The organism is Mesorhizobium captivum (assembly GCF_033977165.1).
GTDB classification, from domain to species: Bacteria; Pseudomonadota; Alphaproteobacteria; order Rhizobiales; family Rhizobiaceae; genus Mesorhizobium; species Mesorhizobium captivum.
The window spans coordinates 89,221-111,622 of sequence record NZ_JAVIJB010000018.1 but is presented as its reverse complement, the minus strand read 5'-3'; the positions used below and the strand labels follow the sequence as shown (position 1 = coordinate 111,622).

General features: G+C 65.3%; 21 protein-coding genes and 1 riboswitch. Of the genes, 8 read left to right on the top strand and 13 right to left on the bottom strand.

The window, feature by feature from the left end:
- Position 1 precedes the first annotated feature (1 nt).
- The 12 genes from nuoK to RFM40_RS17030 form a co-directional block, all read right to left on the bottom strand.
- Positions 2–310, bottom strand: a complete 309-nt coding sequence (gene nuoK / locus RFM40_RS17085) for an NADH-quinone oxidoreductase subunit NuoK (RefSeq protein ID WP_059185256.1) — start codon at positions 308–310, stop codon at positions 2–4.
- Between the two features lies 1 nt (position 311).
- Positions 312–932, bottom strand: coding sequence for an NADH-quinone oxidoreductase subunit J (locus RFM40_RS17080; RefSeq protein ID WP_320277858.1), 621 nt, complete (start codon positions 930–932; stop codon positions 312–314).
- A gap of 350 nt (positions 933–1,282) precedes the next feature.
- Complete coding sequence (gene nuoI / locus RFM40_RS17075; protein WP_320227548.1) at positions 1,283–1,774, bottom strand: NADH-quinone oxidoreductase subunit NuoI; 492 nt, start codon at positions 1,772–1,774, stop codon at positions 1,283–1,285.
- The gene (gene nuoH, locus RFM40_RS17070; RefSeq protein ID WP_320219288.1) at positions 1,774–2,817 is read right to left on the bottom strand and encodes an NADH-quinone oxidoreductase subunit NuoH; all 1,044 of its coding nucleotides are present in this window, start codon (positions 2,815–2,817) and stop codon (positions 1,774–1,776) included. The genes nuoI and nuoH overlap by 1 nt, the downstream gene beginning before the upstream one ends.
- A gap of 2 nt (positions 2,818–2,819) precedes the next feature.
- Entirely contained in the window at positions 2,820–4,901 is a 2,082-nt protein-coding gene (gene nuoG, locus RFM40_RS17065; protein WP_320277857.1) for an NADH-quinone oxidoreductase subunit NuoG, read from the bottom strand.
- 74 nt (positions 4,902–4,975) lie between these two features.
- Complete coding sequence (locus RFM40_RS17060) at positions 4,976–5,659, bottom strand: NADH-quinone oxidoreductase subunit E (RefSeq protein WP_320227546.1); 684 nt, start codon at positions 5,657–5,659, stop codon at positions 4,976–4,978.
- Between the two features lie 65 nt (positions 5,660–5,724).
- Positions 5,725–7,029: an NADH-quinone oxidoreductase subunit NuoF gene (gene nuoF / locus RFM40_RS17055; RefSeq protein ID WP_320219291.1), complete on the bottom strand. Its 1,305-nt coding sequence runs from the start codon at positions 7,027–7,029 to the stop codon at positions 5,725–5,727.
- A 10-nt stretch (positions 7,030–7,039) separates the two neighbouring features.
- Entirely contained in the window at positions 7,040–8,347 is a 1,308-nt protein-coding gene (locus RFM40_RS17050) for an NADH-quinone oxidoreductase subunit E (protein WP_320277856.1), read from the bottom strand.
- Between the two features lies 1 nt (position 8,348).
- Positions 8,349–9,539, bottom strand: a complete 1,191-nt coding sequence (locus RFM40_RS17045) for an NADH-quinone oxidoreductase subunit D (protein ID WP_320219293.1) — start codon at positions 9,537–9,539, stop codon at positions 8,349–8,351.
- 9 nt (positions 9,540–9,548) lie between these two features.
- Positions 9,549–10,154, bottom strand: a complete 606-nt coding sequence (locus RFM40_RS17040) for an NADH-quinone oxidoreductase subunit C (RefSeq protein WP_320277855.1) — start codon at positions 10,152–10,154, stop codon at positions 9,549–9,551.
- A gap of 4 nt (positions 10,155–10,158) precedes the next feature.
- Positions 10,159–10,740 carry a NuoB/complex I 20 kDa subunit family protein gene (locus RFM40_RS17035; protein ID WP_013531090.1) on the bottom strand — a complete coding sequence of 194 codons (582 nt, stop codon included), beginning with the start codon at positions 10,738–10,740 and terminating at the stop codon, positions 10,159–10,161.
- Complete coding sequence (locus tag RFM40_RS17030) at positions 10,731–11,096, bottom strand: NADH-quinone oxidoreductase subunit A (protein ID WP_126099540.1); 366 nt, start codon at positions 11,094–11,096, stop codon at positions 10,731–10,733. The genes RFM40_RS17035 and RFM40_RS17030 overlap by 10 nt, the downstream gene beginning before the upstream one ends.
- 336 nt (positions 11,097–11,432) lie before the next feature.
- On the opposite strand from RFM40_RS17030, the gene RFM40_RS17025 reads away from it, so the two are divergent.
- The 8 genes from RFM40_RS17025 (at position 11,433) to RFM40_RS16990 (ending at position 21,670) form a co-directional block, all read left to right on the top strand.
- Positions 11,433–12,653, top strand: a complete 1,221-nt coding sequence (locus RFM40_RS17025) for a winged helix-turn-helix domain-containing protein (protein WP_320277854.1) — start codon at positions 11,433–11,435, stop codon at positions 12,651–12,653.
- A gap of 7 nt (positions 12,654–12,660) precedes the next feature.
- Positions 12,661–12,863: riboswitch (cobalamin riboswitch) on the top strand.
- A gap of 40 nt (positions 12,864–12,903) precedes the next feature.
- Complete coding sequence (locus tag RFM40_RS17020) at positions 12,904–13,338, top strand: DUF1636 family protein (protein ID WP_320277853.1); 435 nt, start codon at positions 12,904–12,906, stop codon at positions 13,336–13,338.
- Positions 13,335–14,372 (top strand): cobalamin biosynthesis protein CobW, encoded by a 1,038-nt coding sequence (gene cobW, locus RFM40_RS17015; RefSeq protein WP_320277852.1) that lies wholly within the window; start codon positions 13,335–13,337, stop codon positions 14,370–14,372. Before RFM40_RS17020 ends, cobW begins: the two co-directional genes overlap by 4 nt.
- Before the next feature lie 17 nt (positions 14,373–14,389).
- The gene (locus tag RFM40_RS17010; protein WP_320277851.1) at positions 14,390–18,049 is read left to right on the top strand and encodes a cobaltochelatase subunit CobN; all 3,660 of its coding nucleotides are present in this window, start codon (positions 14,390–14,392) and stop codon (positions 18,047–18,049) included.
- Positions 18,046–19,518 (top strand): precorrin-3B synthase, encoded by a 1,473-nt coding sequence (cobG, locus tag RFM40_RS17005; RefSeq protein ID WP_320277850.1) that lies wholly within the window; start codon positions 18,046–18,048, stop codon positions 19,516–19,518. The genes RFM40_RS17010 and cobG overlap by 4 nt, the downstream gene beginning before the upstream one ends.
- A 3-nt stretch (positions 19,519–19,521) precedes the next feature.
- Positions 19,522–20,154: a precorrin-8X methylmutase gene (locus RFM40_RS17000; RefSeq protein ID WP_320277849.1), complete on the top strand. Its 633-nt coding sequence runs from the start codon at positions 19,522–19,524 to the stop codon at positions 20,152–20,154.
- Positions 20,151–20,909: a precorrin-2 C(20)-methyltransferase gene (locus tag RFM40_RS16995; RefSeq protein WP_320277848.1), complete on the top strand. Its 759-nt coding sequence runs from the start codon at positions 20,151–20,153 to the stop codon at positions 20,907–20,909. The genes RFM40_RS17000 and RFM40_RS16995 overlap by 4 nt, the downstream gene beginning before the upstream one ends.
- Positions 20,906–21,670, top strand: a complete 765-nt coding sequence (locus RFM40_RS16990; RefSeq protein ID WP_320277847.1) for a precorrin-3B C(17)-methyltransferase — start codon at positions 20,906–20,908, stop codon at positions 21,668–21,670. Before RFM40_RS16995 ends, RFM40_RS16990 begins: the two co-directional genes overlap by 4 nt.
- Here the strand turns inward: RFM40_RS16990 and RFM40_RS16985 are convergent.
- The gene (locus RFM40_RS16985) at positions 21,634–22,401 is read right to left on the bottom strand and encodes a cobalt-precorrin-6A reductase (protein WP_320277846.1); all 768 of its coding nucleotides are present in this window, start codon (positions 22,399–22,401) and stop codon (positions 21,634–21,636) included. The two genes, RFM40_RS16990 and RFM40_RS16985, sit on opposite strands and share 37 nt — an antisense overlap.
- Position 22,402: the final 1 nt, after the last annotated feature.

The following is a 22,402-nucleotide window of genomic DNA, read 5'->3' as shown; positions in this document are numbered from 1 at the left end:
GTCAACCCTTCATCTGGCTCACGTCTTCGACCGCGATCGAGCCGCGGTTGCGGAAGAAGACGACAAGAATGGCAAGTCCGATCGCGGCCTCGGCCGCGGCGACCGTCAGCACGAACAGGGCAAACACCTGTCCGACGAGGTCATGCAGTGCCGCCGAGAAGGCGACGAAGTTGATGTTGACCGCAAGCAGGATCAGCTCGATCGACATCAGAATGACAATAATGTTGCGGCGGTTCAAAAAGACGCCGAACACGCCGAGCGTGAACAGGATCGCCGATAAGGTCAGATAATGCGCGATGCCGACGACCATCTCAGATACCCTCGCCCGACTTGACTTTGCGGATTTCCATGCCCGTCGCCGCCGTGCGGCCGACCTGGGCCGCGATCGACTGCCGCTTGACACCGGGCTTGTGGCGCAGCGTCAGCACGATGGCGCCGATCATGGCGACCAGCAGCACGAGGCCAGCAATCTGGAAGTAATAGAGGTAGTCCGTGTAGAGGATGTCGCCGAGCGCCGCCGTGTTGGAGCGCGCCGCGAGATCCGGCGTCTGCTTCGCCACCGTCGGGGCAAGCTGCGGCGCGAAGCTGTAGCCACCGAGCACGACGATCAGCTCCGCCGCCAGGATCAGCCCGACCAGCGCGCCGATCGGCGCATATTGCAGCGCGCCCTGCTTCATCTCTGCGAAGTCGACGTCGAGCATCATGACGACGAACAGGAACAGCACCATCACCGCGCCGACATAGACCACGAGCAGGATCAGGGCCAGGAACTCGGCGCCGGTCAGCAGGAACAGCCCGGCGGCATTGAAGAAGGTGAGGATAAGGAACAGCACAGAATGCACGGGGTTGCGTGACGAAATGACCATGAAGGCCGACGCCACGGCGATAAAGGCGAAGAGGTAGAAAAAGACCGCCTCTAATCCACTCAGCATGGGTTCCCCCGGGTTCCTGTCGGATCGGACATGCATCCTCTCCGTTGTCTTAGGCTTCGCCCCGCATCCGGGGGCCGAAGCCGCGTTTCCTAGCGCATGTTCCGATCGGGTTCAAAGACCCGATCGAAAGAAACATGCGTCACTCTTTCATTCCGGAGGATGATGGTCGAAAAGCCTGCAACTTTTCGGGATCATCCTCTTTTATTCTGGAGGATGATCCGGTCCGAAAAGTCCGCAACTTTTCGGGATCATCCTCTTTTATTCTGGAGGATGATCCGGTCCGAAAAGTCTGCAACTTTTCGGGATCATCCTCTGGACGAGGCTCTCGCGCCGCGTCCAGGCGTCAAATGTCAGCGATAGGGCGCGTCCAGCGCGATGTTGCGCGCCAGTTCTCGTTCCCAGCGATCGCCGTTCGCGAGCAGCTTTTCCTTGTTGTAGTAAAGCTCCTCGCGCGTTTCGGTCGCGAATTCGAAGTTCGGCCCCTCGACGATGGCGTCGACCGGGCAGGCTTCCTGGCAGTAGCCGCAATAGATGCACTTCACCATGTCGATGTCGTAGCGCACCGTACGCCGCGTGCCGTCATTGCGGCGCGGGCCGGCCTCGATGGTGATTGCCTGCGCCGGGCAGATCGCTTCGCAGAGCTTGCAGGCAATGCAGCGCTCCTCGCCGTTGGGATAGCGGCGCAGCGCGTGCTCGCCGCGGAAGCGCGGGCTGATCGGCCCCTTCTCGTGCGGATAGTTGATCGTTTCCTTCGGCGCGAAGAACTGGCGCATCGACAGGAAAAAAGCGCTGACGAAATCTTTCAGCAGCAGGGCCTTTGCGGCTTGGGCAAGAGCAGACATCACGCAAATCCCGTGATCTTGAGGAAGGCCGCGGTGGCCACGACCATGAACAGCGAGATCGGCAGGAAGACCTTCCAGCCCAGCCGCATCAACTGGTCGTAGCGGTAGCGCGGCACGAACGCCTTCACCATCGAGAACATGAAGAACACCAGGCAGACCTTGAGCACGAACCAGATCAGGCCCGGCACCCAGGTGAAGGGCGCGAAGTCGAACGGTGGCAGCCAGCCGCCGAGGAAGAGGATGGTAGCCAACGCACACATCAGCACGACCGCGACATACTCGCCAAGGAAGAAGAGCAGGAACGGCGTCGACGAGTATTCAACCATGTGGCCGGCGACGAGTTCCGATTCCGCTTCCACCAGGTCGAACGGCGGGCGGTTCGTCTCGGCCAGCGCCGAGATGAAGAACACGATGAACATCGGGAACAGCGACAGCCAGTGCCAGTCGAGGAAGGTGTTGGGCAGGCCGAGCTTGGTGCCCAGGCCATCCTGCTGCGACAGCACGATGTCGGAAAGGTTCAGCGAGCCGACGCAGAGCAGCACGGTGACGATGACGAAGCCGATCGAGACTTCGTAGGACACCATCTGTGCCGCCGAGCGCAGCGCGCCGAGGAACGGATATTTCGAGTTCGATGCCCAGCCACCCATGATCACGCCATAGACCTCGAGCGAGGAGATGGCGAATACATAGAGGATGCCGACATTGATGTTGGCGATCGCCCAGCCTTGACTGACCGGGATGACGGCCCAGGCCGAGATCGCCAGCACCGCTGACACCAGCGGTGCCAGCAGGAAGACGCCCTTGTTCGCGCCGGACGGGATCACCGGCTCCTTGAAGACGAATTTCAATAGGTCGGCGAAGGCCTGCAGTGTGCCCCAGGGGCCGACGACATTCGGGCCGCGGCGCAGCTGAACCGCCGCCCAGATCTTGCGGTCGGCATAGAGAACATAAGCCACGAAGATCAGAAGGACGACGATCAGCACGACCGACTTCAGGAGGATCAGCAGCGCCGGCAGCACGTAGAAGGAGAAGAAGGTGTCCATGCTTATTCCGCCGCCTGCTTGAAGCCGCTCTTGGCCAGCGCCGAGCATTCGGCCATTACGGCCGAGGCCCGCGCGATCGGGTTGGTCAGATAGAAGTCCTTCACCGGCGAGGTGAAAGTGCCCTTGTTGAGCCGCCCGCCAAGCTTCGCCGCCTTGGCGAGGTCGTCGGCGCTGCCGGCCAGGACCTGGTCGATACGGGCGAGATGCGGATATTCGCCATAGAGCTTGGCGCGCAGCTGCGCCAGCGAATCGAACGGCAGCTTCTTGCCGAGCACGTCAGACAGTGCCCTGAGAATCGCCCAGTCCTCGCGCGCCTCGCCTGGCGCGAAGCCTGCGCGGTTGGTCTGCTGCACGCGCCCTTCCGTATTGACATAGGTGCCGGATTTTTCGGTGTAGGCGGCGGCCGGCAGGATGACGTTGGCCCGATGCGCGCCGGCATCGCCATGCGTGCCGATATAAACGACGAAGGCGTTGCCGGTCTTGGCCATTTCGATCTCGTCGGCGCCGAGCAGGAAGAGCACGTCAGTCTCGCCCAGCATACCGGCGACATTCTTGCCGCCCTCGCCCGGCACGAAGCCGACGTCGAGCCCGCCGACGCGGCCGGCGGCGTTGTGCAGCACCGCGAAGCCGTTCCAGTCGGCCGTGACGGCATTGACCGCTGCAGCGAGCTTGGCCGCCTGGCCGAGCACCGCCGCGCCGTCCGAGCGCGCCAGCGCGCCCTGGCCGATGATGATCAGCGGATGCGTCGCCTTCTTCAGCACCTCGAAGAACTTGCCGTTGCCGTCGGCGAGGTCCTTCAAGGATTCGGGCCCGGCGCCGATGAGCTCATAGTCATAACGCGTGTCGCCGATCTCGCCGATGACGCCTGCCGGCAGGTTGCCGACGCGCCAGCGCTTGCGGATGCGGGCGTTGAGCACCGAGGCCTCGAAGCGCGGATTGGCGCCGATGATCAGCACCGCATCGGCCTGCTCGATGCCTTCGATGGTCGGATTGAAGATATAGCTGGCGCGGCCTAGCGACGGATCGAGCGCTGCGCCATCCTGGCGGCAGTCGATGTTCTTCGAGCCGAGCGCGCCCATCAGAAGCTTGAGCGCATAGATCTCCTCGACCGCGGCGAGGTCGCCGGCGATGGCGCCGATACGCTCGGGCGCGGTCTTGCCAACCTCGTCCTTGATCGCCGCGAAAGCTTCCGCCCAGCTTGCCGGCACGAGCTTGCCATCCTTGCGCACATAGGGGCGGTCGAGGCGCTGCGTGCGCAGGCCGTCCCAGATGAAGCGGGTCTTGTCGGAAATCCACTCCTCGTTCACCGCCTCGTTGACGCGCGGCAGGATCCGCATCACCTCACGGCCTCTCGAATCGACGCGGATCGCCGAGCCCACGGCGTCCATGACGTCGATCGATTCCGTCTTGGTCAGTTCCCACGGCCGCGCCTGGAAGGCGAACGGCTTGGAGGTCAGCGCGCCGACCGGGCAGAGATCGATGACGTTGCCCTGCAGCTCCGACGTCATCGCCTCTTCGAGATAGGTGGTGATCTCGGCGTCCTCGCCGCGGCCGATCAGGCCGAGCTCGGAAATGCCGGCGACCTCGGTGGTGAAGCGGACGCAGCGCGTGCAGTGGATGCAGCGGTTCATCACCGTCTTCACCAGCGGGCCGATATATTTGTCTTCGACCGCGCGCTTGTTCTCGTGATAGCGCGAGGAGTCGACGCCGAAGGCCATCGCCTGATCCTGCAGGTCGCACTCGCCGCCCTGGTCGCAGATCGGGCAGTCGAGCGGATGGTTGATCAGCAGGAACTCCATCACGCCTTCGCGAGCCTTCTTGACCATCGGCGTGTTGGTGAAGATCTCCGGCGGCTCGCCGTTCGGGCCTGGGCGCAGGTCGCGCACGCCCATGGCGCAGGAGGCCTGCGGCTTGGGCGGACCGCCCTTCACCTCGATCAGGCACATGCGGCAATTTCCGGCGATCGACAGCCGTTCATGGAAGCAGAAGCGCGGCACTTCCGCGCCGGCGTCCTCGGCCGCCTGCAGCAGCGTGTAGTGGTCGGGTACCGTAATCTCTTTCCCGTCGACCTTGAGCTTTGCCATTCGCCTCAAACCCTCGCGGATTTCCCGCAATCTCTCTTTCCGGACGCGACCGATGCCGCGTCCGGCACTTCATTTCAACTTTTCGCGACCAGCGCCGCCGCCTGGGCAGTCCAGTCGTCGCGGCCGATGCGGCCGGCAAGCGACAGATAGTCTTCGACCCAGGCGATCTCTTCCGACGTCCAGGCGGCGATCTGGCCATAGGTCCAGATGCCGAGGCCGTTCAGCACTTTCTCCAGCTTCGGCCCGATGCCTGAAATCGCCTTCAGGTCAGACGGCTTCGCCGGCTTGTCGATTGCCTTGGGCTGCCTGAAATCCTCGGGCATCAGCCCGGTGGCAGCCGCTTCCGCAACCGTGTCGGCGCCTGTTGAGTCGAGTGCCTTCTCGGCTGTGGTCGCTGCAATGTCGGTCACGTCCCGGGCGAAGGTCTGCGCCTCGGCGATCAGCGTGTCGGTCGCCTTTCGGGCCTTGGAGGAGTTGGCCGCGGCTTCGGTCTGCGCCTCAAGGTCATCGAAGAACGGCTGGAACATGCGCTGCGAGGCTTCGAGCGCTCCAGTGAACGCGCCCATCCACATGCCGACGGCATGGTTGGCAAGACCTATGCCGAGCGCCGACATCGCGGCCGCGCCCGCGACGGGATGCGCCATGAGGTTGACGGCGCTGGCCATCTCCCTCGGCATCATCTTTGTCAGGTCCTGGTTCATCTTCTCGAGTTGGTCCAAATAAGGCATCAGCGGGTAGGCTATCGAATACGGCGCCATAGACATCTCCTGGTCGTTTCTTCGTACGCCCCGCCCCGTCCCGGGCGAATGCCCGTCTTCACATATTATTCCGCCGCCACCATCACCGGCTCGACCCGGTGCGCGTTGCGCGAAAATTCGTCGATGCGGCGCTCCACCTCGCCGCGGAAGTGCCGCATAAGGCCCTGGATCGGCCAGGCCGCCGCGTCGCCCAGCGCGCAGATCGTGTGGCCCTCGACCTGCTTGGTTACGTCGAGCAGCATGTCGATCTCGCGCTTCTGTGCCTCGCCGCGCACCAGCCGCTCCATCACCCGCCACATCCAGCCGGTGCCTTCGCGGCACGGCGTGCACTGGCCGCAGCTCTCATGCTTGTAGAAGTAGGAAAGCCTGGCGATCGCCTTCACGATATCGGTCGACTTGTCCATGACGATGACGGCCGCCGTGCCGAGGCCGGATTTGAGATCGCGCAGCGCGTCGAAATCCATCGGCGCGTCGATGATCTGCTCGGCCGGCACCAGCGGCACCGAGGCGCCGCCCGGAATGACCGCGAGCAGATTGTCCCAGCCGCCGCGGATGCCGCCGCAATGCGTCTCGATCAGCTCGCGGAACGGGATCGACATCGCCTCCTCGACGGTGCACGGATTGTTGACGTGGCCGGAGACGCAGAACAGCTTGGTGCCGGCATTGTTCGGCCGGCCGAAGGACGAGAACCAGGCAGCGCCCCGGCGCAGGATGGCCGGCGCTACGGCGATCGATTCGACGTTATTGACGGTGGTCGGGCAGCCATAGAGGCCGACATTGGCCGGGAATGGCGGCTTCAGCCGCGGCTGGCCCTTCTTGCCTTCGAGGCTTTCGAGCAGCGCCGTCTCCTCGCCGCAGATATAGGCGCCGGCGCCATGGTGCATATAGATGTCGAAGTCGTAGCCGGACGTGTTGTTCTTGCCGATGAGGTTCGCCTCATAGGCCTCGTCGATGGCGCGCTGCAGCGCCTCGCGCTCGCGGATGAACTCGCCGCGCACATAGATGTAGGCAGCGATTGCGCCCATGGCGAAGCCGGCAACCAGCGCACCCTCGACCAGCGTGTGCGGATCGTTGCGCAGGATGTCGCGATCCTTGCAGGTGCCGGGCTCGGATTCGTCGGCATTGATGACCAGATAGCTCGGCCGGCCGTCGCTCTGCTTGGGCATGAACGACCATTTGAGGCCCGTCGGGAAGCCGGCGCCGCCGCGGCCGCGCAGGCCGCTTGCCTTCATCTCGTTGACGATCCAGTCGCGCCCCTTGGCGATGAGGCCGGGCGTGTCGTCCCAGATGCCGCGCGCCTGCGCTCCGGCCAATGACTTGTCGAAGAGGCCGTAGATGTTGGTGAAGATGCGGTCTTTGTCCTGAAGCATGGTTCGTCCCTCAGACCGGCTTCTTGCCGAAGACGCGGATGTATTCGGCGACACCGCCCTTGGCGAGCGCCTTGGCCTGCTTCACCCAGTCGTCTCGCTCGATGCGTCCGCGGAAGTTGAGATAGCCGTCGACCCATTCGCGCTCGGCCTTCTTCCACGCGGCGACCTGGGCGAAGGTGTAGATGCCCAATGAATGCAAGGTGCTCTCGATCTTCGGTCCGACGCCCGAGATCAGCTTGAGATCGTCGACCGTTGCCGGGCGCTCGATGCCGGCCGGGCGGTTCTTGTCCTCGAGCGACGGCTTCGCCGTTTTGGCGGCGGGCTGCTTGGTCTCGGGCGACTTGAAGGCGGAAGCCGGTTCGGCCTTGATCGTCGGCCCGCTGCGCGGCTTCGAAACCCCTTCGACTTCCGGAGAAGCCAGGTTGGCGTTGGCGGCGGAATGGCGGGGCGCCCTGACGCTGGCCGCCTTCTCGGTGGCCGGCGAAACCTTTACCGGCGACGGCGTCTTCAGCGCCGGGCTGGTTTCGGGCGCATCCGTCTTCGGCTTGCTGGATTTCGACGGCCCGACCGGAGCCGATGGCGCCGGCGCGGCGGGCGCCTGCGAGACGACGGCGGCTGGCGCGGCTGCCGGTGCAGCAGCGGCGGCCTCTCTGGCCGCCTTCGCCGCGGCCTTGGCTTCCTTGTCGCGGGTCGACTTCAGAATTGCCTTCTCGCTCTTCAGCGTCGTCAGCCCCGTCGCCGGCTCCGAGCCGGTGCGGCCATTCTGGGGGCCGGGCTTTACAGTGGCGCCTTTGCCGGCCTCATAGAGATCGATGATCTCGGCCAGCCGCTCCGGCGTCAGGTCTTCAAAAGTGTCTTTGAATATCATGACCATCGGCGCGTTGACGCAGGCGCCGAGGCATTCGACCTCCTCCCACGACAGCGTGCCCTTGTCATTGGTGTGGAACTGGTCGTGATGGATCTTCGAGCGGCAGACATCCATCAGCGCTTCCGAGCCGCGCAGCATGCAGGGCGTGGTGCCGCAGACCTGGATATGCGCGCGGGTGCCGACCGGATTGAGCTGGTATTGCGTGTAGAAGGTCGCGACCTCGAGGCCGCGGATGCGCGGCATGCCGAGCATGTCGGAGATGGCCTCGATTGCCGCCTTCGTGACCCAGCCTTCCTGCTCCTGCGCCAGCATCAGCAAGGGAATGATGGCCGACTGCTCGCGTCCCTTGGGATATTTGGCGATCCACTGCTTGGCCGCCGCCGTGTTCGCCTTGTTGAAGGCGAAGGAAGCTGGCTGGACGCTGGCATCTGCGAGACGGCGGACTGACATTTTAGCGATCGACCTCACCAAACACGATGTCGAGGGAGCCAAGCACGGCGGTGACGTCGGCCAGCATGTGGCCGCGGCACAGGAAATCCATGGCCTGCAGATGCGCGAAGCCTGGCGCGCGCAGCTTGCAGCGATAGGGCTTGTTGGTGCCGTCGGAGACAAGATAGACGCCGAACTCGCCCTTCGGCGCCTCGACGGCCGCATAGACCTCACCCGCCGGAACGCGATAGCCCTCGGTATAGAGCTTGAAGTGATGGATCAGCGCTTCCATCGAACGCTTCATCGCCGCGCGCTTCGGCGGCACGACCTTGCCGTCGAGGTTCGACACCGGGCCCGCGCTCTCCTTGCCGAGCAGCAGATCGACGCACTGGCGCATGATCTTCGCCGACTGGCGCATCTCTTCCATGCGCACGAGGTAACGGTCGAAGCAGTCGCCGTTCTTGCCGACCGGGATGTCGAAATCCATCTCGGAATAGCATTCATAGGGCTGCGCCTTGCGCAGGTCCCAGGCGGCGCCCGAGCCGCGCACCATCACGCCCGAGAAGCCCCAGGCCCAGGCGTCGGCAAGCGACACCGTGCCGATGTCGACGTTGCGCTGCTTGAAGATGCGGTTGGGCGTGAGCAGCGCGTCGAGATCGTCGATCGACTTCAGGAACGGGTCGATCCACTTGCCGATGTCCTCGACCAGCTTCTGCGGCAGGTCCTGGTGCACGCCGCCCGGCCGGAAATAGGCCGCATGCATGCGCGAGCCGGAGGCGCGCTCATAGAACACCATCAACTTCTCGCGCTCGACGAAGCCCCACAGCGGCGGGGTCAGCGCGCCGACGTCCATCGCTTGCGTCGTCACATTGAGGATGTGCGACATGATGCGGCCCATTTCGGAATAGAGCACGCGGATCAGCTGGCCGCGCTTTGGCACCTCGATGCCGAGCAGCCGCTCGGCTGCGAGCGCGAAGGCGTGCTCCTGGTTCATCGGCGCGCAATAGTCGAGCCGGTCGAGATAAGGCACGGCCTGCAGGTAGGTCTTGGCCTCGATCAGCTTCTCCGTGCCGCGATGCAGGAGCCCGATATGCGGATCGACGCGGTCGACCACCTCGCCGTCCAGCTCGAGGACCAACCTCAAAACACCGTGCGCTGCAGGGTGTTGCGGCCCAAAGTTAATGTTGAAATTTCTGACGGAGGTCTCAGCCATTCTGGCGCCTCAATTCGTCTTGGCTTTCTCGTCCCCCGGCAGCACATAGTCCGTGCCTTCCCAGGGCGAGAGGAAATCGAAATTGCGGAATTCCTGCTTGAGCTCGACCGGCTCGTAGATCACGCGCTTGGCTTCGTCGTCGTAGCGCACCTCGACAAAGCCGGTCAGCGGGAAATCCTTGCGCAGCGGATGCCCGTCAAAGCCGTAGTCGGTGAGGATGCGCCGCAGATCCGGATGGCCAGAGAACAGTACGCCGTAGAGGTCGTAGGTCTCGCGCTCGTACCAGTCGGCGCCGGGATAGACGGCCGTCATCGACGGCACCAGCGTCTCCTCGTCGGCCTGTACCTTGAGGCGGACGCGGACGTTCTGCTTCGGCGACAGAAGGTGGTAGACGACGTCGAAGCGCTTGGCCCGCGAAGGATAATCGGCGCCGCAGATGTCGATGATCGCAATGAACTGGCAGCGCGGGTCGTCGCGCAGGAAAGTCGCCACTTCGATCAGATTGCCCGGCTCGACGGAAACCGTCAGCTCGCCATAGGCGAGCACGGCTTCGCCAATGCGGCCGGAGAGCTTCTCGCCGAGATAGGTGGAGAGTTCGTTCAACGCCAGGGTCATTGGCTCACCGTTCGATCGTGCCGGTGCGGCGGATCTTCTTCTGCAGGAGAAGAATGCCGTAGAGCAGCGCTTCCGCGCTCGGCGGACAGCCGGGCACATAGATGTCGACCGGCACGATACGGTCGCAGCCGCGCACCACCGAATAAGAGTAGTGGTAGTAGCCGCCGCCATTGGCGCAAGAGCCCATCGAGATGACGTAGCGCGGCTCCGGCATCTGGTCGTAGACCTTACGCAGCGCCGGCGCCATCTTGTTGGTAAGCGTGCCGGCCACGATCATGATGTCGGACTGGCGCGGAGACGCGCGCGGCGCGACGCCGAAACGCTCGCTGTCGTAGCGCGGCATCGAGGTGTGGATCATCTCGACCGCGCAGCAGGCGAGGCCGAAGGTCATGAACATCAGCGAGCCGCTACGCGCCCAGGTGATCAGCGCTTCAGTGGAAGTGACAAGAAAACCCTTGTCGGCCAGCTCGTTGTTGATTTCGAGGAAGAAGGGATCGTCCTCCCCCACCGGCCTGCCGGTGTTGGGGTCGATGATGCCCTTGGGCTTCGGCGCGACGAGGGTGCCTGAACTGTCGTTCAATCCCATTCCAGCGCTCCTTTTTTCCATTCATAGGCAAAGCCGATGGTCAGCACCGCGAGAAACACCATCATCGACCAGAAGCCGAGCATGCCGACCTTGGAGAAGGACACCGCCCATGGGAACAGGAAGGCAACCTCGAGATCGAAGATGATGAACAGGATCGACACCAGGTAGAAGCGGATGTCGAACTTCATGCGGGCGTCGTCGAACGAGTTGAACCCGCATTCATAGGCGGAAAGCTTTTCCGGGTCGGGATTGCGGTAGGCCACCAGGAAAGGCGCGACGATAAGCGCGAGACCAACGACCATCGCCACTGCGATGAACAGGACGATGGGCAGATACGAACTTAGGAGTGCGCTCATGCGGCGACTTTCCTTTGGCGGGCCAGTTCACTTTGATTACAGCAACGGACTCTAATGCGGAAGCGTGACAGTTTAACCCGCTGAACCGTTTTAAGGGCCCTATGCTGCGATGCGGCGAGGGTTAGCGCAGCGGTTTCGGCGAAGCAAGTCAAACGTTGTTCAAAAACCCGCCCTGGACGCCATATCGGAAGAAACTGGTCCGATCCGCTCCTGTTTGATTTCCTTCACTTTTTACTCCACTTTTCTCTCCTGACACATCTCCCGCCATTTGCCTGCTAGCATGTCTGGAATCTCCGGCTGGAAATGCCGGCAAAAGATCGGGGCAAGGATAGCTTGATGAAGGAAAAAATCTCGCTTCGCATGGCCAGGCGCATTGCGCTTGCCGCGCAGGGTTTCACGGACCCCCGCCCCGGCGGCGAGCCCAACCGCCGCCACCTCGCCCGCGTGCTCTCCCGAACCGGGCTGCTGCAGATCGATTCCGTCAGCGCGGTGGTGCGCGCCCACTACATGCCGCTTTATTCGCGTCTCGGCCCCTACCGGCTTGCGCTGCTCGACAATGCCGCGGTCACCCGCAAACGCGCGGTATTTGAATATTGGGCGCACGAGGCGTCCTTCCTTCCGGTAGAGACCTACCCTCTGATGCGCTGGCGCATGCAGCGCGCCGAGCAGGGCGAGGAGATGTATCTCGGCCTCGCCAAATGGGGCCACGAGCGCAAGGAGACGATCGACGAGATCTACCGGCAGGTCGCCGAACGCGGGCCGATCGCCGCTTCCGACATCGAAGGCCACAAGGGCAATGGCGGCTGGTGGGGCTGGAGCGAGGCCAAGCACGCCTTCGAATGGCTGTTTTGGGCCGGGCGCATCACCACCGCCTACCGGCGCGGCTTCGAGCGCTATTACGACCTGCCGGCGCGCGTTCTGCCTCAGGCGGTTCTCGATCTGCCTGTCCCGTCGGTCGAGGACGCGCATCGCGAATTGCTGCGCATTTCCGCCCGCGCCCATGGCATCGCCACCTATGGCGACCTGCGCGACTATTTCCGCCTGGCGCCGGGCGACACCAAAGACCGCATCGAGGAACTGGTCGAAACGGGCGAGCTGCTGCCGGTGAAAGTCGAAGGCTGGGACAAGACCGCCTATCTCCACAAGGACGCCCGTTTCCCGCGCCGGATCGAGGCCCGCGCCCTGCTCGCGCCGTTCGATCCCGTGGTCTTCGAACGCACCCGCACGGAAAAGCTGTTCGGCTTCCGCTACCGCATCGAGATCTACACGCCGGCAGAAAAGCGCCAATATGGCTACTATGTGCTGCCGTTCCTCCTCGGCGACCGGATCGTCGCTCGCGTCGATCTGAGGGCCGATCGCCCGGCAAGCATCTTGCGCGTCCACGCAGCCTATGCCGAGGCCGAGGCCCCGCCCGAAACGGTCGCGCAGCTCTTCGAAGAATTGAAGCAGATGCAGGCGTGGCTCGGACTGGAGCGTATCGAAGTGACGCCGGCCGGCGACCTCGGGCCGGCGCTGGTCGACATCTCGGCGTCGCACCCTGCGTTGACAGGCGCATAGCCGTAAGCCTAAATCCGAGCCAGACGGTCTTCTCCCGGCAAAGGGAGGAGCTAAGAGGGAATGCGGTGCGGGATAATTTCCTAAATCCGCGGCTGTCCCCGCAACTGTAAGCGACGAGCCTCAGCCGAAAACCACTGGGATGTTCCCGGGAAGGCGGCGCCAAGGCGATGAAGCGCGAGCCAGGAGACCTGCCGTCCGAGACTTAAAATATCCGATCGCCCGGCGGGTTTTCCGGGCAAGGAGCCTGGTTTTGGATCGCAACGGCAGTTTTCCGGCAAATATTGCGGACATTCCGTCCGAGCCCGACGACGCCTTGGCCGGTGTGACCGTTATCGTCTGCTCCTCCTGCCGCGACGAGACTGGTTCGGACGCGCATCCGCGCGCTGGCGCCCTGCTGGCCGAGGACACGCGCCGCGCTGCATCGGGCGAAAAAATCCGCATCCACACCGTCGAATGCCTTGGCAATTGCAAGCGCCGGCTCAGCGCTGCGCTTCTGCGCGACGGCTGCTGGAGCTACGTCTTCGGCGATCTGGACACGACGAGCGGCGCCGACCTCGTCGCCGGCGCAAAGCTCTTCGCAACTTCCACCGACGGCCTCATCCCCTGGCGCGGCCGGCCCGACTCCCTCAAGCGCGGCCTCGTCGCCCGCATCCCTCCCCTCGACCTCCTGAAGGACCGATCATGAACGCATCCGTTTCCCGAGTGCCCTGCACCGTCGTCACCGGCTTTCTCGGCGCCGGCAAGACGACGCTGATCCGCAACCTGCTCGAAAATGCCAAGGGCAAGCGGCTGGCGATCATCGTCAACGAGTTCGGCGATGTCGGCATCGACGGCGAGATCCTGAAAGGCTGCGGCGTCGACACCTGTCCGGAAGAAAACATCGTCGAGCTCGCCAATGGCTGCATCTGCTGCACCGTCGCCGATGACTTCGTGCCGGCGCTCGACCAGATCCTGTCGCGCACGCCGAAGGTCGACCACATCCTGATCGAGACTTCCGGCCTCGCTTTGCCGAAGCCGCTTGTCCAGGCTTTCCAGTGGCCGAGCGTGAAGAGCCGCGTGACGGTCGACGGGGTCATCGCCGTGGTCGACGGCCCGGCGCTGGCCGACGGCCGCGTCGCCTCCGACATGGACGCCCTGCAGGCGCAGCGCGCCGCCGACGACTCGCTCGACCATGACGATCCGGTCGAAGAGGTATTCGAGGACCAGATCGCCTGCGCCGACCTGATCATCCTATCGAAGAGCGATCTGATGGACACGGCCGGCGCGGCCCGCGCCAACGCCGTCATCGGCGAGCATGTGGCGCGCGCCGTGAAGGTCGTGCCGACCGCGCAGGGCAAGGTCGATCCGTCGGTGCTGCTCGGCCTCGGCCTCGCAGTCGAGGAGGATATCGAAAACCGCAAGACCCACCACGATGACGAGCTCGACCACGAGCATGACGATTTTGACTCCTTCGTCATCGATATCCCGTCGATCGCCAATCCGGATGAGCTGGCCAAGCGCGTCGCTCTCGCCGCCGAGCAGGAAAACGTGCTGCGCGTAAAAGGCTTCGTCGAGGTTGGCGGCAAGCCGATGCGGCTCCTGCTCCAGGCTGTGGGCCCACGCGTCAACCACTATTACGACCGCGCCTGGACGGCCGAGGACGAGCGCCGCTCGCGGCTCGTCGTCATTGGCCTCAAGGGGCTTAACCGCCCGGCGGTCGAGCGTATCCTCGCCGGCTAAAGGCAATCCGCACAGCGATGCATATCCTCACCACGACATCTGCTTCGCTCGACGACCTCGCCGAGCCGATCGACCTCAGGCAGACGCCTGCGGATGTTGTGGCCCTGTCCTTCACCGACAGCGACCTCGCCGGGCTGGCGGCGGCCTGGAAGGCGGACGCGGAACGCCTGCCGTCAATGCGTCTCGCGGCGCTTCGCGACCTCCGCCATCCGATGTCGGTCGACCTCTGGATCGACAGCGTTGCCCGTCATGCCAAGGTCGTTCTGGTCCGCATCCTCGGCGGCTATGACTGGTGGCGCTATGGCTGCGACCAGTTGGCGGCGATTGCCCGCGAGCGCAGCATCAAGTTGGCGCTGCTGCCGGGCGAAAGCCACGATGAGGATCAGCGCCTGATCGAAGGCTCGACCCTGCCGCGCTCCGAGCTCGACGCCCTGCTCGGCTATTTCCGCGAGGGCGGCCCGGCCAATATGAGTGCGCTGGTGCAAAGGCTGGCGCGGCTTGCGGGGTCGGATGCGGCGGTTGCGGAACCGGTGAATGTGCCGAAGGCGGGGTATTATCAGCCTAAGCGCGGCGTGGTCCCCCTCCCCCTCGAGGGGAGGGTCCGGCCGCAGGCCGGGGGTGGGGTCCTCCGCGACGCGCGCCGACGCACTGAAGAACGACCACGGAAAGAGGCGTTGAGCCCAGTCGTGCCGACCCCTCCCGGCCCTTCGGGCCACCCTCCCCTCAAGGGGGAGGGAAACGCCGCGCCCGTCATCCCGATCCTGTTTTATCGTTCGATGCTGCTCGCGGCAGACGTGGCGCCAATCGACGCACTGGTCGAAGCGTTGAGGCTGCAAGGCATAACGCCGGTGCCGATCTTCCTTTCCAGCCTCAAGGATCCGGCGTCTCTGACTTTCGTCGAGAATGCCATCGCCGCACTCAACCCGTCTGCGATCGTCACCGCCACCGCTTTCGCCTCCGGTGCAGAACCCGGCGCCGAAACCCTGTTCGACCGCGCCGGCGTACCCGTCTTCCAGGTCATCGTCGCGACGACGCGGCGCGAGGTCTGGGAAAAAAACCAGCGCGGCCTGGCGCCCGCCGATCTCGCCATGCATGTCGTGCTGCCGGAGCTCGACGGCCGCATTCTGGCCGGCGCGATTTCCTTCAAGGGCGAGGTCGAAACCGATCCGGCGCTGGCCTTCCGCGCCTTCGCCAACAGGCCGGAAGCCGACCGCGTGGCGCAGGTCGCCAAGCGCATCGCGGCGTTCGTTCGCCTGCAACAGACCGAGCGGGCCAAGCGCAACCTGGCGATCCTGATCCCCGACTACCCGAGCGCGCCCGGACGTACAGGCTATGCTGTCGGCTTGGATGTTCCGTCGAGCGTGCTCGCCATGCTGCATGACCTGAAGGAACAGGGCTATGCGGTTGAGAGGATTCCGCAATCGCCGCGTGAGTTGCTGGATGCGCTGGAGGTGGGTGGACAGGGGCTAAGCTTAGAAGACTACCTGCGCTTGTCCACGGAACTGCCGGGAGGCGTGCGTGATGCAGTCAAGGCTGCCTGGGGTAGCACGGAAGACCAGATAGGACTGCGCGAGGCGCGCCCCTCTGTCCTGCCGGACATCTCCCCCTCAAGGGGGGAGATTAGCAGTTCCGCTGATGGCGCCATTCCTGCAGCACTGGCGATTGGCGAAAGCGCAGACAAAAGAGCGATCTCCCCCCTTGAGGGGGACATGTCCGGCAGGACAGAGGGCGGTGTTCAAGCGTCAACATCTGCGAAATTCCCCTTCCGCGCCGCCACCTTCGGCAACGTCACCGTGGCGCTGGCCCCTGATCGCGGACGCTCCGCCGACCGCCGCGCCGATTACCACGACCCGACGCTGCCACCGCGCCACGCGCTCATCGCCTTCGGGCTCTGGCTGCAGAAATCGCTCGGCGTTCACGCCATCGTCCATGTCGGCGCGCACGGCACGCTGGAATGGCTGCCGGGCAAGACGGTGGCACTTTCCGACACGTGCTTCCCCGAGATCGTCACCGGCTCGCTGCCGGTCATCTATCCTTTCATCGTCTCCAATCCCGGCGAGGCGGCGCAGGCCAAGCGCCGTATTGCGGCCGTGACGCTCGGCCATCTGCCGCCGCCGCTGACCGGTGCCGGCCTGGATGAGGCACAGCAGAAGCTCGAGCGGCTGGTGGATGAATATGCCCAGGCCGACGGGCTCGATCGTCGCCGCCGCGATCGGCTGGCCAAGCTTATCGTCGAAACCGCGCAGAAATCCGGCCTGGCAGCCGAGGCCGGCGTTGCTGGCACCGATGCGCCGGACGAGGCGCTGCGCCGCATCGACGCCTGGCTCTGCGACCTCAAGGATTTCGCCGTCAAGGACGGGCTGCATGTCTATGGCCGCACGCCGGAGGGCGAAGCCGATCTGCTGCGCCGGCAAAGCGCCGAGACCGAAAAGGCTGCCCTGCTGGCGGCGCTCGACGGCCGCCACATCAAGGCTGGCCCCGCCGGCGCGCCGGCGCGCGGCCGCTCCGACGTGCTGCCCACCGGCCGCAACCTCTTCACATCCGACCCGCGCACCATGCCGACGCCGACCGCCTATGACCTTGGCCAGGCGGCGGCGGAGGAAGTGGTGCGCAGCTACATGCAAAGCCACGGCGACTGGCCGCGCTCGCTGGTCATCGACCTCTGGGGGTCGGCTTCTTTGCGCACCGGTGGCGAGGAGATCGCGCAAGGCCTTGCGCTGATGGGCTGCCGGCCGCAATGGGACGCCGCGACGGGCCGCGTCACCGGCATCGAGGTGCTGCCGCCGGCAACGCTCGGCCGCCCGCGCGTCGACGTCACCTGGCGCATCTCGGGCCTGTTCCGCGACATGTTCCCGACCCAGATCGCGTTGATCGACGCCGCCGCCAGCGCCGTCGCCGGCCGCGACGAGGACGAATCGGAAAATCCCCTCGCAGCCGCGACTCGAGCCGCTGGCAAGGTCGGGCCCCGCATTTTCGGCACCTCGCCCGGCACCTATGGCGCTGGCGTCGAGGATCTGCTGTCGCGCGGCGAATGGGGCGCGCGCGAGGAGATCGGCCGCGCCTATCTCGACGCCACCTCGCACGCCTATGGCGGCGCCGATGGCGAAGCGATTTCCGCCCCCGGCGCCTTCGAGGGCCGCATCGCCGAAGCCGATCTGCTTGTCCACACCGGCGACGATCCGGGGCGCGACATCCTCGAAGGCTCGGCAGATGTCGCCTTTATCGGCGGTTTTTCGGCAGCCCTTGCCGCGCTCGGCCGCAATGCAGACGTCATCGTGCTCGACACGACCGATCCCGGCAAACCGAAGCCGCGTTCGGTCGGCGAGGCCGTGTCACGCGTGGTGCGGGCGCGCGCCGTCAGCCCACGCTTCATCGCCGGACAGATGCGCCACGGCCCGCGCGGCGCCTCGGAATTCGCCGAGACGGTCGACCGTCTCGTCGGCTTCGCCGAAACCACGCATGCTATATCTGGCTCTCTGATCGAGGCAGTGCATGACGCCTATGTTGGCGACGCGGACGTGCGCGCCTTCCTGCTGCGCGAGAATCCTGCCGCCGCGAAGATCATCGCCGAGCGCCTCCTCGCCGCGCGGCGTCGCGGCCTCTGGCATCCGCTCCGGAATTCCATCGACGACGATCTCGCGGCTCTGATCGCTGAGGCCCAGGGGGTAGCGGCATGAACGCCTTCTCGCGCCGCGGCGCCTGTCCCGCTTTGTCCGCGCCGATGCAGACCGGCGACGGGCTGCTGGTGCGGCTCAATCCGGTCGCTGGAGGACTTGCTCCCAAGTCGCTGATCGGACTCTGTGAATCCGCCCTGCGCCACGGCAATGGCATCATGGAAGTGACCGCGCGCGGCAGCCTGCAGATCCGCGGCCTGACGGCGGAGAGCGCGCGGCTGTTGGCGGCTGAGGTAGATGCGCTCGGCATTGCGGTGCGCACCGGTGTGCCGGTCGAGCTGGGGCCATTGGCCGGCATCGACCCGCAAGAGATCGCCGACCCGCGCCCCTTGGCCGAGCGGATCAGGGCGGCGATCGAAGAAGCCGGCCTGACACCGCGGCTGGGGCCGAAGGTGTCGGTGGTTGTCGACGGCGGCGGGCAGTTGGCCATGGATGCGGTGACGGCCGATGTGAGGTTAAGCGCGGCGCGGACTGTGGCGGGCATCCAGTGGAGCGTGTCGGTTGCCGGCGACGCGCTGAGTGCAAAGCCGCTTGCAACGGTCGATGCGGATGCGGCACGCGACATCGCTGTCGCAGCGCTCAGGATGGTTGCCGAAAAAGGCCGCGACGCGCACACGCGGGACTTGAACGAGAGACAGCTCAGTTCTCTCGCAAGTTGGCACTCCGTCCCACCCCCCTCTGTCCTGCCGGACATCTCCCCCGCAAGGGGGGAGATTAGCAGCTCCGCCGACGGCTTCTTTCTTGCGTCGCTCGCGATTGGCGAAAGCCGCGGTGACAGAGCAATCTCCCCCCTTGCGGGGGAGATGTCCGGCAGGACAGAGGGGGGTGCGCAGGAGCGCCAACCTACAAGAAGTCCCGTTGGCCTTTTTGATCTTGCGGACACCCACGCTCTCGGCATCGGCCTGCCCTTCGGAAGCATGCCGGCACAGGACCTTATCGAACTCGTCGGGCAAGCCGCGAACCTCGGCGCCACCGAAATCCGGCTGGCCGCCGGCCGCTCACTGCTTTTCCTCGGCCTCTCCGCCCCCGCCCCGCTGCAAGCCGACGCCGCCGCCCTCGGCTTCGTCACGGCCGCCTCCGACCCCCGCATCCGCATCGCCGCCTGCCCCGGCATGCCCGCCTGCGCTTCCGGCCGCATCGCCACCCGCGCCATCGCCGAGACGATCGCCGGCGAAAGCACCGACCTCCTCGATGCCTCGCTCACGCTGCACATTTCCGGCTGTGCCAAGGGCTGTGCGCATCCGGGCCCGGCGGCGCTGACCCTGGTCGGCGACGAAAACGGAGCCGGACTTGTCGTGGACGGGACGGCAAAGGCCCTTCCTGCCGAGTACAGGCCGGGCTATGACGCCGCGCGCGGGGTCGCCGGAATTGCGGCGGCGGTCCGCCACGCACGACATCCCGGCGAGACCGCCGCGGCCTGCCTGGCAAGGCTTGGCGCGGCCGGGCTCGCTGAACTCTATCGACGGAACTAAAGAATGGCCGCCTACGACTATATTCATGACGGGATGGCGATCTACGAGCGCTCTTTCGCCATCATCCGCGCCGAGGCGGACCTGTCGCGCTTCTCCGAGGCGGAAGCCGATGTCGCGATCCGCATGATCCATGCCTGCGGCCAAGTCGAAGCCGCCAGCCATTTCGTCTTCTCCAGCGATTTCGTTGCCGCGGCGCGCACCGCATTGGCCGACGGGGCTCCGATCTTCTGCGATGCCGAGATGGTCGCCCATGGCGTCACGCGCGCTCGCCTCCCGGCCGGCAATGAGGTGGTTTGCACGCTGCGCGACCCGCGCACCGCCGAAATCGCCAAGACGATCGGCAACACGCGCTCGGCCGCGGCGATCGATCTCTGGGGCGAGCGCGTGGCAGGCTCCGTTGTTGCGATCGGCAATGCGCCGACCGCGCTTTTCTATCTGCTCGAAAAACTGCGCGACGGCGCGCCGAAGCCGGCGGCGATCATCGGCATGCCGGTCGGCTTCGTCGGTGCTGCCGAATCCAAGGATGCGCTTGCCGAGAATTCCTACGGCGTGCCCTACGCCATCGTGCGCGGCAGGCTGGGCGGCAGCGCCATGACCGCGGCTGCGCTTAATTCGTTGGCGAGGCCGGGCCTGTGAACGCGCTTTTCAAAGGACGCCTGGTCGGCGTCGGCACCGGTCCCGGCGATCCGGAATTGTTGACGCTCAAGGCCGCGCGCGCGCTGGCCGAGGCCGACGTCGTCGCCTATTTCGCCAAGCGCGGCAACAACAGCAACGCGCGCGCCATCGTCGAGGCCCGCTTCCGGCCGGACATGATCGAGCTGCCGCTGCTCTATCCGGTGACGACCGAGATCGACAAGGATCACGACGACTACCGTTCGCAGATCGCCGATTTCTACGAACAGTCCGCCGAACAGGTCGCCGAGCATCTTGGCGCCGGGAGGATGGTTGCAGTGCTGTCCGAAGGCGACCCGCTCTTCTATGGCTCCTACATGCATCTGCATGTACGCCTTTCGCATCGCTTCCCGACCGAGGTCATCCCTGGCATCACGGCCATGTCCGGCTGCTGGTCGGCGACCGGCCTGCCGATCGTCCAGGGCGATGACGTGCTGACCGTGCTGCCGGGCACGATGAGCGAGTTCGAACTGACGCGCCGGCTGGCCGACACCGATGCCGCCGTCATCATGAAGGTCGGCCGCAACCTGCCAAAAATCCGCCGCGCGCTGGAGGCGACCGGCAAGCTGGCGAAGGCCGTCTATGTCGAGCGCGGCACCATGCCGGGCAGCGTCTCGATGCGGCTCGCCGAAAAGCAGGACGACAACGCGCCCTATTTCGCCATCGTGTTGGTTGCCGGCTGGTCGGCCCGTCCCGGAGCCCCGGGAGCAAAGCCATGAGCGGCCGCCTCACTGTCATCGGTCTCGGCCCCGGCAATGCCGACCAGGTCACGCCGCAGGCCAGGCAAGCAGTCGCCGAAGCGGCCTTCTTTTATGGCTACAAGCCCTATCTCGACCGACTTGAGCTGCGGCCAGACCAGACCCTCATCGCCTCCGACAATCGCGAGGAGCTTGCCCGTTCCAAAGAGGCGCTGGCCAAGGCTGCCGAGGGCCATAGCGTTGCCGTGGTCTCCGGCGGCGATCCCGGCGTCTTCGCCATGGCGGCTGCCGTCTGCGAGGCGATCGAAGCCGGCCCGGCCGAATGGCGGGCCATCGACCTCACAGTCGTCCCCGGCGTGACTGCGATGCTCGCGGTCGCCGCCCGCATCGGCGCGCCGCTCGGCCATGATTTCTGCGCCATCTCGCTCTCCGACAATCTGAAGCCCTGGGACCTGATCGAGCTGCGCCTTTTGGCGGCTGCCGGCGCAGGATTCGTGATTGCGCTCTACAATCCGATCAGCAAGGCGCGCCCCTGGCAGCTCGGCCGCGCCTTCGAATGCCTGAAAGCGATCCTGCCCGGCACGACGCCCGTCATCTTCGGCCGCGCCGCCGGCCGACCCGACGAGCGCATCGAGGTGTTTCTGCTGGTGGATGCCGACGCAGAAAAAGCCGATATGGCGACCTGCATCATTATCGGCTCGCCCGAAACCCGGATCATCAAGCGGGGCGAACAGCCGGCACTGGTCTACACGCCGCGTTCGGCAACCGGTTCAAAAAAATGATCGATGTTGGCGACCAGCGCTTCGACGGTTTCAGCCGAGGGAACGTCCGGCAAAGGCGGCCGGCGGACCATGATCACCTCGATGCCGAGCGCCCGCGCCGCGACTATCTTGCCATAGGTCGCGTCGCCGCCGCTGTTCTTCGACACGACGGCATCGATGCCGTATTTTTGGAGAAGTACCCGTTCGTCCGCTTCAGGAAATGGCCCGCGCGCCAGCAGATAGAGCGCATCGGGCACGGCCAGCTTCGGCTCGACCGGATCGACGCTGCGGATCAGGTAGCTATGCTGCGGAGCGGCCTCGAAGGCGCCGGCCTCCTGTCGGCCAATCGCCAGGAAGACGCGGCGCGACGCGGCGCCGAGCGCACGCGCTGCTTCGGCGACATTATCAACCAGCGTCCAGCGATCGCCCGCGACAGTCTCCCAGCCTGGACGACGCAGGGCAAGGATCGGCGCGCCGGCTTGCCTGGCGGCCTCGGCGGCGTTGGCCGAAATGCGCGCCGCGTACGGGTGCGTGGCGTCGATCAGCAGGTGGATGTGTTCCCGGCCGAGATAGGCAGCCAGCCCTGCCGCGCCGCCAAAACCTCCGGCGCGCACCGGGACACCTTGCGCGATCGGGCTTTCGGTGCGGCCGGCCAGCGACAGCGTGACCGAGAAATCCTCCCGACGGGCCAGCTTTCCCGCCAATTGCCGGGCTTCCGTGGTTCCGCCGAGGATCAGGATACGGTGGGTCATC

Bases quoted from the DNA above. Each gene is read 5' to 3' on its own strand.
- RFM40_RS17025 (WP_320277854.1), top strand. From the start codon at position 11,433: ATGAAGGAAAAAATCTCGCTTCGCATGGCCAGGCGCATTGCGCTTGCC.
- RFM40_RS17080 (WP_320277858.1), bottom strand. From the start codon at position 932: ATGCTGAGTGGATTAGAGGCGGTCTTTTTCTACCTCTTCGCCTTTATC.
- nuoH (WP_320219288.1), bottom strand. From the start codon at position 2,817: ATGGACACCTTCTTCTCCTTCTACGTGCTGCCGGCGCTGCTGATCCTC.
- RFM40_RS17050 (WP_320277856.1), bottom strand. From the start codon at position 8,347: ATGTCAGTCCGCCGTCTCGCAGATGCCAGCGTCCAGCCAGCTTCCTTC.
- cobG (WP_320277850.1), top strand. From the start codon at position 18,046: ATGAACGCCTTCTCGCGCCGCGGCGCCTGTCCCGCTTTGTCCGCGCCG.
- nuoK (WP_059185256.1), bottom strand. From the start codon at position 310: ATGGTCGTCGGCATCGCGCATTATCTGACCTTATCGGCGATCCTGTTC.
- nuoI (WP_320227548.1), bottom strand. From the start codon at position 1,774: ATGTCTGCTCTTGCCCAAGCCGCAAAGGCCCTGCTGCTGAAAGATTTC.
- RFM40_RS17010 (WP_320277851.1), top strand. From the start codon at position 14,390: ATGCATATCCTCACCACGACATCTGCTTCGCTCGACGACCTCGCCGAG.
- RFM40_RS17030 (WP_126099540.1), bottom strand. From the start codon at position 11,096: ATGAGCGCACTCCTAAGTTCGTATCTGCCCATCGTCCTGTTCATCGCA.
- RFM40_RS17040 (WP_320277855.1), bottom strand. From the start codon at position 10,154: ATGACCCTGGCGTTGAACGAACTCTCCACCTATCTCGGCGAGAAGCTC.
- nuoF (WP_320219291.1), bottom strand. From the start codon at position 7,029: ATGCTTCAGGACAAAGACCGCATCTTCACCAACATCTACGGCCTCTTC.
- RFM40_RS17060 (WP_320227546.1), bottom strand. From the start codon at position 5,659: ATGGCGCCGTATTCGATAGCCTACCCGCTGATGCCTTATTTGGACCAA.
- RFM40_RS17045 (WP_320219293.1), bottom strand. From the start codon at position 9,539: ATGGCTGAGACCTCCGTCAGAAATTTCAACATTAACTTTGGGCCGCAA.
- nuoG (WP_320277857.1), bottom strand. From the start codon at position 4,901: ATGGCAAAGCTCAAGGTCGACGGGAAAGAGATTACGGTACCCGACCAC.
- cobW (WP_320277852.1), top strand. From the start codon at position 13,335: ATGAACGCATCCGTTTCCCGAGTGCCCTGCACCGTCGTCACCGGCTTT.
- RFM40_RS16985 (WP_320277846.1), bottom strand. From the start codon at position 22,401: ATGACCCACCGTATCCTGATCCTCGGCGGAACCACGGAAGCCCGGCAA.
- RFM40_RS17035 (WP_013531090.1), bottom strand. From the start codon at position 10,740: ATGGGATTGAACGACAGTTCAGGCACCCTCGTCGCGCCGAAGCCCAAG.
- RFM40_RS17000 (WP_320277849.1), top strand. From the start codon at position 19,522: ATGGCCGCCTACGACTATATTCATGACGGGATGGCGATCTACGAGCGC.
- RFM40_RS16990 (WP_320277847.1), top strand. From the start codon at position 20,906: ATGAGCGGCCGCCTCACTGTCATCGGTCTCGGCCCCGGCAATGCCGAC.